A 15,183-nucleotide genomic window follows, 5' to 3' on the forward strand; every position below is an offset into this window, starting at 1 on the left:
TCGCTTAAGCTACAATAAACATGCAAACGTATTTAGTCGGCGGCGCTGTCCGCGATCAATTATTAGACCTGCCAGTTAAGGATCATGACTGGCTTGTAGTTAATGCCAAGCCATTAGACATGCTAAAGCATGGATTTATCCAAGTTGGCAAAAATTTTCCTGTATTTCTACATCCTGAAACGCATGAGGAATACGCACTAGCGCGCACGGAAATAAAAACAGGTCGTGGTTATCAAGCCTTTGTATTTAATACTGATGAAGTGTCATTGATTGAAGATTTGAAGCGACGTGATCTCACGATTAACGCCATGGCAATTGATGAAGATGGGCAATTACATGATCCTTTTAATGGTCAAGAAGATATCAAAAACAAAAAACTTCGCCATGTTAGTGACGCCTTTTGTGAAGATCCTTTGCGCGTACTGCGTGTTGCGCGCTTTGCTGCCAAGCTTCATTACCTTGGATTTACCATTGCTGATGAAACGTTGAAACTTATGCAAACCATTATTGCCAATAACGAGCTTGAAGCATTATCTCACGAGCGCATTTTGCAAGAGTTTATACGTGCATTAAACACGCCAAACTTCGAGGTTTTCTTATCGACATTGCAACAGTTAGGTGCCTTTGAACATATTCTTAAACCCTTACAAATATTAACTATCACTAGACTTAAACCATTATTAGGTGCAATTGAATTACAATGTAAAAATCATGACATTTTGTTTGCCCTATTGTTGGTGCATTTAGACAACGAACAGGCACTTATAGACGTATTAAATGAACTTAAACCGCCGAAAAGCACTCAAATACTTAGCCTTAGACTTTATCGTCATCATTGGTTTTTCAGCACATTACAACAGCACTCAGAAAAAGATATTTTAAAAGCATTCAAAGCAATTGATGCGCTGCGCAATAAAACCGCTTTTAACGATTTTCAGAGTGCACTAAGACATCTTTATCAAAATTCAGCGCATGCCATATCTAATATATGTTTAAGTGCCAAAATTCAAAAAGCGTTAAGCGAATATGACTATGGTTTAGCACTTAAAAATATTCGCAATAAGCAAACGATTGCCAAAACGGTGATGAAGCTACAGTTACAGCTGATCGAGGAAATGCTCGCCAAATTCACCGAACCAAAATAATCTCAAAATATAATAAAACATAAAAGCATCATGCCAGCGCTCAAGGTAGTGTCACAATTTTATAAACAAGCAACTACTACATATCCAAAATGCGCAAATACTTTATAGATGGTGCAATGTCCCATGAAATATGGAATTTACAAAGGAAATCAAGTGATCCTGTATCTAAAGATTTTGACAATCCTTGATTTCGCTTGGAAATATCATCTTGCAAACACAAAAAAACCGTCTATATTTTACCATTAACAGGTTGTAATAAGATCACAAAACAAATGAGGGGCATAATAATGATTTCAAAATTATCTATCCAAACTATATTATTTATACTTTTTAGTTACGCATTACAGGTGTATGCTGCTCCATACAAAGATTGCTCGGGTGGTATTTCCGTTGATGGGCTATTTGATTACTGGCACCAGACTCAAGATAATCAATCCGGTCAAATGATATTAACAAAAAAACTCACTAATAATAGTTGCAAGAGCGCATTATATTATATTGTCAAATTATACCGTGTTGAAAACCCATTTAACGAGAATGGACAAAAAGAAAAAAGTATAGAAATGACCCCTAAGGATATGTCTGAATCTATCTTCATAACACCCAGTAGACTAATTATTTTACCAAAACACTCAGCTCAAGTTCGACTTATCATGCCTAAGGGGCATAATAACAATGACTTAGCTTTTTATCGAGTTTCATTTCAACCAGTTATACCTGAGAAGAAATATGGTTTTGATATTGATGAAGATGAACTCGAAAAATTAAGGGCGCAAACCGTAGTTGGCATGGGCGTATCTACAGCTATTGTTATTGAACCTAAAATACCTAACTATACATCTGAATTAGTGCAGTCAGATAATATTATTACAATGAAAAATAAAGGTAATTCATTGCTAATGTATAGCCTAAGTGGTCAATGTATACCGAGCAAAGAAACAACTAATATGCCTGAAAATAACTTAGCCATAAGGGTTGCATGTAGTAAAGATGGATATACTACTTATAAAGTAAGGCTTTATCCTAATAATGAACGAATACTTGATTTGTCTAATTTTAAGAGTGAAGTAATTATTACTAAGCTTATGGGTGAAGAACAATCTAGAGAGTATATTAATATCACTAATTAGAATCTCCCCCTCCCCGCAAACATATAAACTTTAATAAATAAGCTATTTAGACATCATGATAAATAGCTTGCGGCGAGGGAAATATTATGTGCTACAAAGTAGTAAACAAAAAAAATTTAAGCCTAATTTTATTCCTTCTAATTAATACATTTACTTATGGTAACGATATATCTCCGACACTAGATTGGAATGCAGTTCCCGATGAGTTTCGTGCTCAATTAAAAGATCATGGAATCATGATTAATGTTAGATATCAAGATGAAGATCTAGGTAACTATTTTATTGAAATAATTGATGAAAAAACCATTAAATTTAAAGATTTAAAAACGCTTTCTAAAAAATTACAACTTAAACCCATAATTTATCATATTTTTGAAACACTCCCCATCAATCAAATCATATTATGTCCAGATGAATTAATATCAAAGGGTCTATGTCATAAGTCTGAACAAATTTTATATGCACAATTTAGTCTAGAATCTTTAACCATGAACTTAACTATTAATAAAAAGCTTTTTGAAACTCAAAAAACTAATCAATTACAATACCTACAATCACCATCAAATCAGTATCTGTCATCTATTTTTAAATATAATTTAAATGCTGCAACAACTATCAGCCCAAACACAAGTAACGTCGCATCATTAGCATTAAATAATATCACAAGTTATGGTAATACTAGATTACTTACTAACGGTTACTTTAGCACCTCAAATCAAGTAAATATAAAAGCCAACTTATCACAACTATTAGTACTCCATGATTTCAAAAAAAGCGCTTTGAGTTTTGGGTTTAGCCAAGGAAATAGCGTCTTTAGCTCAAGAAATACGGCAACGAATTATGGCTATAGTGGTAACAGCATTGCATTAAGCTTCTATTCCAGCAATAACTTATTATTAAACAAATCACAGGGCTCATTGATTCCAATCATTTTATTTATTCCAAGACAATCAAATGTAAGGGTTTATAAAGATAATAATTTATTAAGTATCCAAAATTTTGAACTTGGCACACATGAATTAAATACAGCAAACTTTCCAGGTGGGGTATATCCCGTGCGCATAGAAATCCGTGAAGGGGATATACTCGTGAATACATTAACAAAAATTATTAATAAACCCTTTGACTTATCTACCTTAGATCCTGATTTAGGCTTTTCTTATTCTTTATGGGGAGGAGTGGCATCTTCTCCAACATATAACGAGCCAGTCACAGTGGACTCCTTTAATCACCTTTATTTTGGAGGTAATATTAATTTTGTTCTTAATCGCTATATGTTAAGCGGAGCTTCAGCTTATATGATTGGTCGCTTATCTGTTTTTGAGTTCAGCAATCAACTTATGCTTCCTTACGGCATCACTGGCAATGCTAATATTGGTGTCGATACAGATGGTGGTATTGCTCTGAGCGCTAACTTAAATAAATCGTTTTATAATATTCTATCTATTGGCGCTAGCTATACTCAACAACAAGGTTCTAATGAAAAGTCTCCTTTTTATATAAGCAACAACAATTTAAGTATATCCTTGTCTTTAAACATGCAATCATTTGGCTCATTATCATCCAATATAAACTATAACTTTAAGAATCATCTTAAAAATTATAATTTTATTTATAGCAATACTCTCTTTAAGCGCCATGGATTCACATTGCGTACAAACGCATCATTATTACTCAATGAAAATCATAATAGCAGCCTCTCAAAATTTAACACCAATTACTATATTGGATTAGAGTTAACATATAATTTCGATGAAAATGGCAGTATAAACTTAGATACCTTATACAATCCTAAGGATAAGTTAATCTCATCAAATATTAATTACTCGCCTAATATTGATGATAACTTAATTATTTCAGATATGAATATTGGTGGCTCATATAATCAAAATAGTTCCATGATCAATGCTAGCACTTCGTTTAATAGTAATTATGCTTTAGGCAACATTAATACAAACATTACTCAAAACAATGAAAATTCGACTACACAAGTTATATCAGGAAATTTAAGTGGAAGCCTAGTCATAGATCAAGAACGCTCGTTATTGCCAAACCAACAAAAATCAAATGCTGGTGCTGTGATATATCTGGATAATGATATCGAAGATACCTTATCAATTAACATTAACGGCACTTCATATCCTATAACAACTGGCACTAATTTTATTCCATTACCTCCTTACAAAAAATATGAATCATATATCAGCATCAATAAAGAAACAAAAAACTCACTTCTGCTAGATACTAATATAAATGAATTTATTTTATATCCTGGGAACGTATTTTCAATAACACATACAGCAATTCACATAATAATTATTAGTGGGCAATTGATATGCAATGGTGAACCATTGAAGCATGTCAAAGTTAGTAATTCAATCAATAGTACTTATAGCGATGATAATGGCTATTTTACTTTAGGTGTTAATAGAAACAACCCAAACTTCAATTTCGTCAGTCAACATCAAAATAAACCACACGAATTTTCTCTTAGTCAAATACAAACGTCAAAATTATATGACGGTTATTGGTTAGGAGAGATTAACTGCAGTCACCAAAACGCGGGAGATTATGATGTCATACAGTAACAATATATTAGAGTCACTTAATTATCATATGATCAATAATATTAAGTATTTAAGCATTCTGCTTTGGATGCTATCTGAGCTCTCTTACGCAATAGATATTAACTATCAAGATACTATAGATAAGCAAAACCGTATAACGCTCCAACTCAATAGCAATGGTGATAGTTTACTAAACATACAAGGCTATGGGGCGGAAAAATTATCATCCATTGAAGAGCAATTAGTTGATAGCACATTAATAGGTTGGAAACAAGTGTATGAACAGGATAAAGTCTTACTTACGGTTAATGAAGGTATTAATTCTGTAAGTCATTTCCAAATGCTTCCATTAGATACATTATCTTCAGACCTAACGCTACAATATGGTAGTCAAAATAAACAAATAAATATCAAGCAAATTGCTCTTCTAGTTAAAATAAAAGCTCTAGACCCCAATAACAATATTAGCGTTACATTTAGTAATGAATGTATATTCTGGCAAAAAAATTATGCTTATTATACCGAAGCACTCATAAAACCCAATTGCATTAATACTTCTTTTACTATTAATGACTTTGGAAATCCATGGCAACAAGTTGCTACTGCAAGCTATTATGGTATTGAAACTAATAAGCTAGCTAGTTTACAAGGTGGTCACTGGTCGCTATCAACAACAACACATTCTAATAGCTCAACAATGGGCGTAAACTCTATAACTACCCCAAATAATGTCGATACACATATTACTAATGGAAGCTATCGATTCCAATTTGACTCAGGCGGAATAGTCGTTAGCATACCTTTTAGTTCTAACTTCTATTTTCAGAATAACCAATCTAAATCTCTTAATGTAACACTTATACCGGATCCATCAAATGTCAATAACTATGTGAGTGATAACAATGAAAAAATCATTTTAACTTATACGACTAACCAATCCATTACTGGCTTAAAGTACAGATTAATATGTGATGAACAAGTGCAGCATGATAACCAAAGTTATTGTGCGCTAAAAAATTTAAATTTAACCACAGTAACAATCCCGCTCAAGGTGTTTTTATCTGAATGTAACGATGGTTCCGCTGAGTTTTGCCATGCAGAAAATCAGTTCATGCCCATGAACACTATCGATATACAAACTGATAAAAACATTAATTACGCTCAACTACGTTTTCTTGCTTCCAATCTAGCAACAAAACCAGATGGGCATTATCAAGCATTGGTCAAAATCATGGCTGATGCTCAATTTTAACACAAACTAGGAGAATGCTTATGAAACATAAAAAACATGTCATACCAATTAAAAAGCATCTGTTTATATTTGTGCTCTTATTTACAGAAACGCAGATGGTATTAGCGATTAACACTGGTGAGTCGGTAAACAAAGATATTGACATTACGGCTCGCTACAACATGGATCCTGAAGTGGGGATGAGGTTATGGGTTAATGGTATTGTCAGCAATGATAATACCATTGATTGTGGCAAATGGGATAACACATTAGTTTCAGGTAGCCATAGATCATTTTGCTCTACAGTAGCAATCAGCGGCGACGGAACTGCCGCTGGCTATCAGACAACAAATGCTTATATTAATAAAACAGCACTAGAAATCTATGATACTCGCGGATTAGGGGGCATTAAAAACTTTGATCTTAATGTTACAATCACAACTTTTGATGGTATTGGTAGTAACTTAAGCAAAGTACATATTCCATCACATTTCATGACAGTTCAAGATGCTACAGGAGTTATTGTTAACACGTCCAACACATATGATACAACATTAGATAACACTAATCTTCCATATCGAATTCAGACGGGTTACTATACAGTATTTCAAGAGTCAAAGACTGCGACAAAAGCGTTTAATTTTCAAAACTTAGCAACTACGACAAATCAATCAGCATATATCCCTTTTGGAATGTATGGTTTTGCCTATGATGGAACACTATCTACAGCGGCTTTTGAGACAAAATATACTGGATACTACAGTGCAAAAATAACATTCACATTATCAAATGATAGTTGGAATGGATTATGATCAAAACCATAATCCAAAGAACAAAACTAAATTGAGGAGTACAACATGAAAAATTCAAACAAAATGATAACACTAGGAACCCTTTTTTGCTTAACCAATGTGGTTTTTGCAGTAGATCCCTTAGAAGTCACTGTAAAATTACAAATTGGTGATGTTTCTGAGCCTAATGTCGATATTGTCCTTTTCCATGATCAAAACCTTGGAAATACCACCAATTTACCAATCCAACTCGGTGGTGAATATCTTGTTATTGGCGACAATAGCATCTGGGGATTGAATGATGGAAGCACTAATGCAATACCCGCTAATTTTAGTGAGTTCACGACACGAGCCCGAGGCGCTGTAGAAATTTACGATAGTAATCATACAGGACTTATTAATTTTAGCTCAATCAAACTTCAAGCAACAGTGCAAAGCCTATCCGGCGATACGCATACTCAACAACAGCTCAATGTTAGCGCATATGGTGTTGCCACAACGACAGATAGCAGTTTATTAAAATTTGACTCTGATCAGTTTTCAGCACTTCCAGTTGGATATTATGATGCATTAAACAATGCCACTGTCGTCTCGCTTACTAATGAGCAAATCTATAACTTTGCAACTCAAGAGGTCGGTAAATCAGTAGTTTTACCATTTGCATTTATTGCACAAATTGATAATGCCACTTTAGCAAGCTGGAATCCTGATACTTTCTCTGGTACTAGCACATTAACCATCACACCAAGCTTCACTGATGTTTCACAATAACATTAAGTACATACCAGTGTGATAAAACAAACATAATAAAACGTTTGGAGTCATTATGAAAAATCTAAATATAAACTTAAAAAGGTATAGACTAATAACAATATTATTTGCTCTATTTACTAGTGTTCAACTAACATTAGCAATCAACTCCGATGAGGTGATCAATAAAGATATAGATATTACTGCACGTTATCAAATGGATCCGATTGTCGGTATGCGCCTTTGGGTTGACGGTGTTGTTAGTGCAGATAACACTATTAATTGTGGAAAGCATGATAATACAATAAAATCAGGACTCTATCGATCTTTCTGCACAAGTGCAGCACAAACAAGTACGAGTGATGCCATTTATAAAACAAGCCAAAATTATATAAGAAAGACCGCTTTAGAAATATACGATCAAAGATCTTTAGGAGGCATCAAATCAGTTGAATTACAAGTCAGCATTACTACTTTTGATGGTGTTGGTAATCTTTTATCTAACATTCACCTTCCTACTAATATGTATATAAGTGACAATTTGAATGAAGTTATATACAACGATAGCAATACGTACCACAATGATTTAAATACTGCTAGCATCACAAAACTAATTTCAACTACAGGTAGTTACGCAGAAGTTACACAAACAAAAACTAAAACAGAGATGTTAAATATACAGGGACTACAAACAACAAGTGGGCAATCTGCTTATATCCCGTTTGGTTTCTTTGGATGGCATTGGGCAAACCTTGCTGATGATGTCTATGAAGCACGATACAAAGGTCATTATCGTGCCAAAATTACCTTTGTCCTTTCCAACCCGAGTTGGAATGGCATTTAATTTTGGCTCTATTTGTGTTGTAAGGAGATTATAATTCATACTTATTGCATCGTTAGTTTTTTACAAAGGACGTTTTCTAACAACGAGAAAATTAATGCTTTTCCTCGCTTCTTTGCATTATGAACAAACTCAAAAAATGCCAAATACTTTGGTAGCTTTTCTTGAGAAATCCCTCGATGTGGTCTTAACCATGATCTTAATAGCGACCAACAACCCTCCTGAGTATTAACGTGGACTTCATAAAACCCATCACCATCCTCATCGCGTGCATATTCCCCAGAACCATGATTCACTGTTTTATGCTTATAGCCTAATTGCGTCAAATTGGCGTAAATGACATACTCATCCGTATAGACGGTACTGCCTGGCTGTATGCAAGATTCAATATAGGGTTTTATCGTCTTCTGTTTAACATCAGGTAGCATTTGCACCACAACATCTCCTCCACGTTGAATCATACCAAATACTGGCGGCTTTTCTTTTTCCAAAGTGCCTCGTCCTCGAGCTCCTTTCAATCGATTACGCCTTGCCTTACGCCCTTTTTTTTAACCGCTGTTGGATTACCCTTATGCCCTGCAACCACATACACTTCATCGCACTCGACCTCACCTGATAATACGGTAGGTTCTCGTCTTTGCTCGACACCTTCGCGTAATTGCATAGTCATGGTGTACACGTCAGTCTCATTCAGCTCCAACTCCTTTGCAATCTGCGCATTTGAGAGGTTTAGCCCCATGAAATAAAGGCATAGAATCCATGTCTTCAAAGGTTGGTGCCGATTGGTGAAAATCGTATGTGTTAAGTCGTCAAAATCTTTATCGCATTGTTTGCAATGGTAACGTTGGCAAAACTCTGCTTTACTTGAGGCTCCTCGCTTGATGATTTTGTCTGCCGACGCCATACAATGCGGACAAGTTACTCCATTTGACCAGCGCAATTTACGCACTGTTTCATAGCACTGCTGCTCATCTATTAAGTGTTGAATATTAATCATTGCCATATCTAATCACATAAAAACGTCATAAAACTACAGGATTTATCACTATTGCACAACACTTTATTTAACTCCCTGAAACACAAATAGAGCCTTAATTTTAACACTCACAGGGATGTGATCCTTCAAAAGATAAACTAAAATATCACTCACTTTTTATAAGCAAACTAAGAAACAAATAATCTTTAGCTTTTTCTTTATAAAAGCTATAGAATCTTATCTTAAACATCGCTAATGGTTTGCGCAAATTTGCGCAACGCAAGAGGGAATCTGGTGTAACTCCAGAGCTGGCCCGCAGCGGTAATTGGAAACGAACGATACACATTGATTCTTACTTTTAAGAGTCATTGAAACGCACTGATTAAAACAATTGGGAAGCAGTATCCAGTAGGTGTTTAAACGCGTCCATAAGCCCGAATATCTGCCATTGGTTAAATTGATTTTATGTTAAAAAGCTTTCGTGGAACAAAGCACACATATGGCATAGATATTTGGCATTGACTGATGAGTCAATATCAAAACACTGCCTGCTAACTTATGTCCTTATTCCCGATTGCTTAGTTTAAATTAATCGCGGATAGAGGATAAAAAATGAATGTAAATGTCACCAAACGCTCAGGACGTTTAGAGCCTGTTAATCTGGATAAAATCCATCGCGTCATCACTTGGGCTGCTGAAGGTTTAGAAAATGTCTCTGTTTCTCAAGTTGAGTTGCAATCACATATTCAACTGTATGAAGGCATGAAAACAGCGGATATTCAGGCGATTATTATCAAAACGGCTGCCGATTTAATCTCTGAAGAAACGCCTGATTATCAATATATGGCAGCGCGCTTAGCGATCTTTCACTTGCGTAAATTAGCTTATGGCGAATTTGAGCCTCCGCATTTACATGATCACGTTGAAGCACTGGTCAAAGCAAAAAAATATGATGCGCATTTACTTGATGACTACTCTCGTGCTGAGTTCGAGCAAATGAATACACATATTGATCATTGGCGTGATATGAACTTCACCTATGCTGCGGTGAATCAAATGCAAGGCAAATATCTCGTGCAAAATCGCGTTACCGGCAAGATCTACGAAACCCCACAAATGCTTTATATGTTAGTGAGCGCTTGTTTGTTTTCAAAGCATGACAAAGCAACACGTATGCAATACGTGCTTGATTTTTATGATGCGATTAGTCAATTTAAGCTGTCTCTACCAACACCAATTATGGCAGGGGTGCGCACGCCGACACGACAATTTAGTTCATGTGTACTTATTGATACTGATGATAGTTTAGACTCAATCAATGCTTCCGCATCGGCAATTGTCAAGTACGTCTCCCAGCGCGCGGGTATTGGTATTAATGCCGGCAAAATTCGTGCACTGGGTAGTGAGATCCGTCAGGGCGAAGCACTACACACTGGCTGCATTCCATTTTATAAATATTTCCAAACGGCAGTAAAATCATGTTCACAAGGGGGTGTGCGTGGTGGTGCGGCTACCTTGTTTTATCCACTGTGGCATTTAGAGGTTGAGTCTCTCTTGGTGCTTAAAAATAACCGTGGGGTCGAGGATAACCGCATCCGCCACTTAGATTATGGTGTGCAAATCAATCGCTTAATGTATCAGCGCCTAATCGAACAAAAAGATATTACATTGTTTAGCCCCAGTGATGTACCCGGGTTATATGATGCTTTTTTTGCTGATCAAAGTGAGTTTGAGAGGCTTTATATTGCTGCAGAAAACACGCCTGATATCCGCAAAAAAACACTCAAAGCCAGTGAGCTTTTTGCCCTATTAATGCAGGAGCGCGCACAAACTGGGCGTATTTACATTCAAAACGTTGATCATTGTAATACGCACTCAGCATTTAATGCACAACTTGCTCCGATTAAACAATCTAATCTATGTATGGAGATCACCTTACCCACTAAACCACTTGAGCATATTTTTGATGAAAATGGTGAGATTGCACTATGTACTTTATCCGCATTTAACTTAGGTGCGATTGATTCTCTTGATGAGCTCGCGTCTTTAGCCACGTTAATTGTCACGGCTTTAGATCATCTATTGGATTATCAAAACTATCCGTTAGCGTCAGCTGAAATTCCCGCAAAAGCGCGCCGCAGCTTAGGGGTTGGTGTTATTAACTTTGCTTATTACTTAGCTAAAAATCATGTTAAATACAGTGATGGCAGTGCCAATAAGCTAACACATCAAACTTTTGAGGCTATTCAATATTATCTACTTAAAGCATCGAATCAGTTAGCTCAAGAAAAAGGTTCTTGCGCATATTTCAACGACACAAGCTATGCCCAAGGATTACTGCCCATTGATCACTATAAGAAAAGTATTGATGAGTTTGCTGATTTTCCACTGCAATATGACTGGGAAGCCTTGCGCCAAGACATTCAACAACATGGCTTACGCAATTCCACCCTAAGTGCGATTATGCCATCAGAAACCTCATCGCAAATATCCAATGCCACCAATGGAATCGAGCCACCGCGTGGTTTGGTCTCGATCAAACAAAGTAAAGATGGCGTATTAAAACAGGTCGTCCCTGAAATTCAGCGCTTAAAGTCCCACTATGAGCTGTTATGGCAAATGCCTAATAATACCGGTTATTTGCAACTTTGTGCGATTATTCAGAAATTTATCGATCAATCAATTTCAGCCAACACCAACTATGATCCGCTTAAATTTAATGATCACAAAGTGCCAATGCAAACCTTGATGTCCGATCTATTGATCGCTTACAAATATGGCTTAAAAACGCTTTACTATCACAATACACGCGATCACGCCAAAGAAAGCAAAGAGCCAACTAATCATACGATAGAAATAGCAGATATCGACGAATGCGAATCAGGGGCATGTAAAATATGACACAAAGTTACCATTACTCGACCTTTCAAACGACATCAAATAACCAACTGCATGAACCAATGTTTTTTGGCACCTCAGTTAATGTTTCACGCTTTGATCAACAAAAGTACCCTATTTTTGAACGCCTGATTGAAAAGCAGCTATCTTTTTTCTGGCGTCCTGAGGAGATTGACTTAAGTCGCGATCGCGTTGACTTTCAGAAGTTCAATGCCATTGAAAAGCATATTTTTTTATCTAATTTGCAATACCAGACCTTATTAGATTCAGTGCAAGGACGCAGTCCAAATATTGCGTTTTTACCGCTTGTCTCTCTCCCTGAGCTTGAAACGTGGATTGAAACCTGGAGCTTTTTTGAGACAATTCATAGCCGTTCATACACACATATGGTGCGATCACTCATGGATGATCCAAGCCCTGTATTTAATGCGATTGTTGATAATCCTGAGATTAGAAAACGCGCTGAAAATATTACCTATTATTATGATCAGCTGATTATGCAAACACAGCTTTTACAAACACAAGGCACTGGAAGTTATAACATTGGTGATAAAATCATTGAGGTAAGTCAACACAGCATTAAAAAAGCACTTTACTTGGCTCTACATGCTGTTAATGCCCTTGAAGCCATCCGCTTTTATGTCAGCTTTGCCTGCACGTTTGCCTTTTCTGAGCAAAAGAAGCTTGAAGGCTGTGGAAAAATTATGAAGCTGATTGCACGCGATGAATCGGTGCATTTAACCAGTACCCAGCATATGATTAATATCATCCTCTCGGGTAAAGATGGAGATCCTGAGTTAACCAAGATTGCGCACAATGTACATGATGAAGCGCAAGCCATTTTCAAAGAAGCCATCGCACAAGAAAAGGCTTGGGCAAAGTATCTGTTTTCACAAGGTTCTATCTTGGGATTGAATGAGCAAATCCTTTGTCAATATATTGACTACTTAGCCAAAGAGCGGATGCAAGCTGTGGGACTCAATACCGATGATATTATCGCGCCCAAAGGCAACCCCATACCGTGGATTAATCATTATCTTAACTCAGATAACGTCCAAGTCGCACCACAAGAAACAGAAATCAGCTCTTATCTTGTCGGTCAAATAGATAGTAATGTTGCCGATAATGCCTTTAGTGGTTTTGAACTATAACAATGGTTCGTATTAAACTTAATGATCAAATTATAACGATTGATAATAATAAATTCACGATACTTGAATATCTTGAACAACAAGGCATTGCTGCCAACTTTCAGTGTCGCAATGGTGTATGTGGCACCTGCCGCTGCCAACTAATCTCAGGGGATATCCAATACATCAAAGAACCATTGGCTTTTATTAAAGAAGATGAAGTACTTATTTGCATCGCCAGAACACAACTGTAATTAATGCTCAATATATACTGTCATTTAGTGAAAGATCAAATGACATACGAGAAGCTTAACTATATCACTTTGATGCTTCAGTCATCTAACCTTTAACTCAATCATTTTAAAACTCGCTTATTGCAGTGACCTCTATAACTCCCGATCATCGCAAGACTTACTTATAAAACAACAATAAAAAATGATATATTAATCATAATTTAATATTTTATGATATTTTATTATTGACAAACAATGATTTATAAGCAAAACTACCCATGCCATTAACAACAAAAGGTAAAAAAAATGAAAAACATAATTACACTTGCATTATTAACTGCTTCAGCGCTAACTAGCTTTGCAAATACATCTCAAGATCCAAATCAGGAGCCTGTACTAGCCAAAGTATCTACAATTGAAGTATTTAAAGGCAATGTTGATAAAGAGACCCCAGATAGAACAATCAATACATACACAGCCCCAGGTTTTGAAAAATGTGCTGTATATTTAAAATCAGGAGAAGAATCTGCCAAAATGCTTATTACATTATCTAGAACTGGAAACGAAGAAGGAGCTAAATACCTACTTCAGTGTGAACCAGTACATAATAATACTAAGATGTAGGCAAACATAAGCGTAAATTAGATCCCTGCTATTTGAGTTCTTCATCAGTTCATCTAACTATGTCACTTAACTTAATAGCAGAGTTAATGTCAAAAGTGGCGTATGACACTTAAGCGCTGTCAATTCGGACTATTTATGCTTTTTAATTTTTAAAAAACGTGTTGGTTTACTTTCCAACATATAATTCCAATACTCACTACCCTTTTCTTTAATGCCTTTTGGGGAAATGCTAAGAGGTATCCATTCGACAAATTCAAAACCAGCACTGGAAAAAGCATCTGTTATTGTTTTTTCGGAATAATGAGTTACTTGAATATCGCAAGGATTAGTTGTTAAAAATCTTAATTTAAACGTTTCACCATCCTTTAATGGTCTATCATGAAAGGCTTGTTCACTATATTGCAAAAGCATATCACTTTTCGCTTTCTCACCAATAAAATCAATAGTAGTTAATATAGTGCCATTATTACTTAGCAGAGAATATAATTTCTTGCATACCTGCTTAAGATGTAAAACATCACTACAATAATTAATCAAGAAACCGGCTGTTATCAAGTCAAATTCTTGGTTAGATTCAAAATCATTAACGCATGAGTGAATGAAAGATATATCATTATGACTCTTAAATGATTTTTCTGCCAATGCTAACATTTCAGCTGAACTATCAACACCTAGGACAGGGCTGAAACCATTAGCAAAGAGAATGTTGGTATAAAATCCATTTCCACAAGCCAAATCCAATGATCGACATTTCTTCAGCTCTCTAAGTTCATTTTCAATTAGCCATTTCTCGAGATACTCTCTATACGGTAGTTCATCTGTTGTCTTATATTCAGTAGCAACTTGATCATATGTATGCATTTTACT

Annotated in this window: 14 protein-coding genes and 1 riboswitch; of the genes, 11 read left to right on the forward strand and 3 right to left on the reverse strand. The window is 35.8% G+C overall.

Annotated features, from left to right (window positions below; translation table 11 throughout):
* Nucleotides 1-20 precede the first annotated feature (20 nt).
* From NYP54_RS04380 to NYP54_RS04410, 7 genes are all read left to right on the forward strand, one after another.
* Nucleotides 21-1,145 (forward strand): multifunctional CCA tRNA nucleotidyl transferase/2'3'-cyclic phosphodiesterase/2'nucleotidase/phosphatase, encoded by a 1,125-nt coding sequence (locus NYP54_RS04380; protein WP_283157324.1) that lies wholly within the window; start codon nt 21-23, stop codon nt 1,143-1,145.
* Nucleotides 1,146-1,432: 287 nt separating this feature from the next.
* Complete coding sequence (locus tag NYP54_RS04385; RefSeq protein WP_283157325.1) at nt 1,433-2,275, forward strand: hypothetical protein; 843 nt, start codon at nt 1,433-1,435, stop codon at nt 2,273-2,275.
* Between the two features lie 86 nt (nt 2,276-2,361).
* Nucleotides 2,362-4,863: a TcfC E-set like domain-containing protein gene (locus NYP54_RS04390; protein ID WP_283157326.1), complete on the forward strand. Its 2,502-nt coding sequence runs from the start codon at nt 2,362-2,364 to the stop codon at nt 4,861-4,863.
* A 28-nt stretch (nt 4,864-4,891) separates the two neighbouring features.
* A complete protein-coding gene (locus NYP54_RS04395; RefSeq protein ID WP_283157327.1) occupies nt 4,892-6,094 on the forward strand; it encodes a hypothetical protein in 1,203 nt (400 codons plus the stop codon).
* A gap of 20 nt (nt 6,095-6,114) precedes the next feature.
* Entirely contained in the window at nt 6,115-6,885 is a 771-nt protein-coding gene (locus tag NYP54_RS04400) for a hypothetical protein (protein ID WP_283157328.1), read from the forward strand.
* A 45-nt stretch (nt 6,886-6,930) separates the two neighbouring features.
* Nucleotides 6,931-7,635: a hypothetical protein gene (locus NYP54_RS04405; RefSeq protein ID WP_283157329.1), complete on the forward strand. Its 705-nt coding sequence runs from the start codon at nt 6,931-6,933 to the stop codon at nt 7,633-7,635.
* 55 nt (nt 7,636-7,690) lie between these two features.
* Entirely contained in the window at nt 7,691-8,458 is a 768-nt protein-coding gene (locus tag NYP54_RS04410; protein ID WP_283157330.1) for a hypothetical protein, read from the forward strand.
* 41 nt (nt 8,459-8,499) lie between these two features.
* Here NYP54_RS04410 and NYP54_RS04415 read toward each other — a convergent pair whose 3' ends face one another.
* The gene (locus NYP54_RS04415; protein ID WP_283156281.1) at nt 8,500-8,973 is read right to left on the reverse strand and encodes an IS1595 family transposase; all 474 of its coding nucleotides are present in this window, start codon (nt 8,971-8,973) and stop codon (nt 8,500-8,502) included.
* Nucleotides 8,970-9,458, reverse strand: coding sequence for a transposase (locus NYP54_RS04420; RefSeq protein ID WP_224728298.1), 489 nt, complete (start codon nt 9,456-9,458; stop codon nt 8,970-8,972). Before NYP54_RS04420 ends, NYP54_RS04415 begins: the two co-directional genes overlap by 4 nt.
* Before the next feature lie 212 nt (nt 9,459-9,670).
* Nucleotides 9,671-9,896, forward strand: a riboswitch (cobalamin riboswitch).
* A gap of 147 nt (nt 9,897-10,043) precedes the next feature.
* Here NYP54_RS04420 and nrdA point away from each other — a divergent pair.
* The 4 genes from nrdA to NYP54_RS04440 all read left to right on the forward strand — a co-directional run bounded on the left by nrdA (nt 10,044) and on the right by NYP54_RS04440 (nt 14,316).
* Nucleotides 10,044-12,332, forward strand: coding sequence for a class 1a ribonucleoside-diphosphate reductase subunit alpha (gene nrdA, locus NYP54_RS04425; protein WP_283157331.1), 2,289 nt, complete (start codon nt 10,044-10,046; stop codon nt 12,330-12,332).
* Nucleotides 12,329-13,480, forward strand: coding sequence for a class Ia ribonucleoside-diphosphate reductase subunit beta (nrdB, locus tag NYP54_RS04430; protein WP_283157332.1), 1,152 nt, complete (start codon nt 12,329-12,331; stop codon nt 13,478-13,480). Before nrdA ends, nrdB begins: the two co-directional genes overlap by 4 nt.
* Nucleotides 13,481-13,482: 2 nt before the next feature.
* Entirely contained in the window at nt 13,483-13,713 is a 231-nt protein-coding gene (gene yfaE, locus NYP54_RS04435) for a class I ribonucleotide reductase maintenance protein YfaE (RefSeq protein ID WP_283157333.1), read from the forward strand.
* A gap of 285 nt (nt 13,714-13,998) precedes the next feature.
* Nucleotides 13,999-14,316 carry a hypothetical protein gene (locus tag NYP54_RS04440; RefSeq protein WP_283157334.1) on the forward strand — a complete coding sequence of 106 codons (318 nt, stop codon included), beginning with the start codon at nt 13,999-14,001 and terminating at the stop codon, nt 14,314-14,316.
* 129 nt (nt 14,317-14,445) lie between these two features.
* Here NYP54_RS04440 and NYP54_RS04445 read toward each other — a convergent pair whose 3' ends face one another.
* A complete protein-coding gene (locus NYP54_RS04445) occupies nt 14,446-15,177 on the reverse strand; it encodes a class I SAM-dependent methyltransferase (protein WP_117003460.1) in 732 nt (243 codons plus the stop codon).
* Between the last annotated feature and the right edge of the window lie 6 nt (nt 15,178-15,183).

This window comes from Cysteiniphilum sp. QT6929 (assembly GCF_030035755.1).
Lineage (GTDB): Bacteria > Pseudomonadota > Gammaproteobacteria > Francisellales > Francisellaceae > Caedibacter > Caedibacter litoralis.

Bases quoted from the DNA above. Each gene is read 5' to 3' on its own strand.
- nrdB (WP_283157332.1), top strand. From the start codon at position 12,329: ATGACACAAAGTTACCATTACTCGACCTTTCAAACGACATCAAATAAC.
- NYP54_RS04385 (WP_283157325.1), top strand. From the start codon at position 1,433: ATGATTTCAAAATTATCTATCCAAACTATATTATTTATACTTTTTAGT.
- NYP54_RS04420 (WP_224728298.1), bottom strand. From the start codon at position 9,458: ATGGCAATGATTAATATTCAACACTTAATAGATGAGCAGCAGTGCTAT.
- NYP54_RS04400 (WP_283157328.1), top strand. From the start codon at position 6,115: ATGAAACATAAAAAACATGTCATACCAATTAAAAAGCATCTGTTTATA.
- NYP54_RS04445 (WP_117003460.1), bottom strand. From the start codon at position 15,177: ATGCATACATATGATCAAGTTGCTACTGAATATAAGACAACAGATGAA.
- NYP54_RS04410 (WP_283157330.1), top strand. From the start codon at position 7,691: ATGAAAAATCTAAATATAAACTTAAAAAGGTATAGACTAATAACAATA.
- NYP54_RS04440 (WP_283157334.1), top strand. From the start codon at position 13,999: ATGAAAAACATAATTACACTTGCATTATTAACTGCTTCAGCGCTAACT.
- NYP54_RS04380 (WP_283157324.1), top strand. From the start codon at position 21: ATGCAAACGTATTTAGTCGGCGGCGCTGTCCGCGATCAATTATTAGAC.
- NYP54_RS04395 (WP_283157327.1), top strand. From the start codon at position 4,892: ATGATCAATAATATTAAGTATTTAAGCATTCTGCTTTGGATGCTATCT.
- yfaE (WP_283157333.1), top strand. From the start codon at position 13,483: ATGGTTCGTATTAAACTTAATGATCAAATTATAACGATTGATAATAAT.
- nrdA (WP_283157331.1), top strand. From the start codon at position 10,044: ATGAATGTAAATGTCACCAAACGCTCAGGACGTTTAGAGCCTGTTAAT.
- NYP54_RS04390 (WP_283157326.1), top strand. From the start codon at position 2,362: ATGTGCTACAAAGTAGTAAACAAAAAAAATTTAAGCCTAATTTTATTC.
- NYP54_RS04405 (WP_283157329.1), top strand. From the start codon at position 6,931: ATGAAAAATTCAAACAAAATGATAACACTAGGAACCCTTTTTTGCTTA.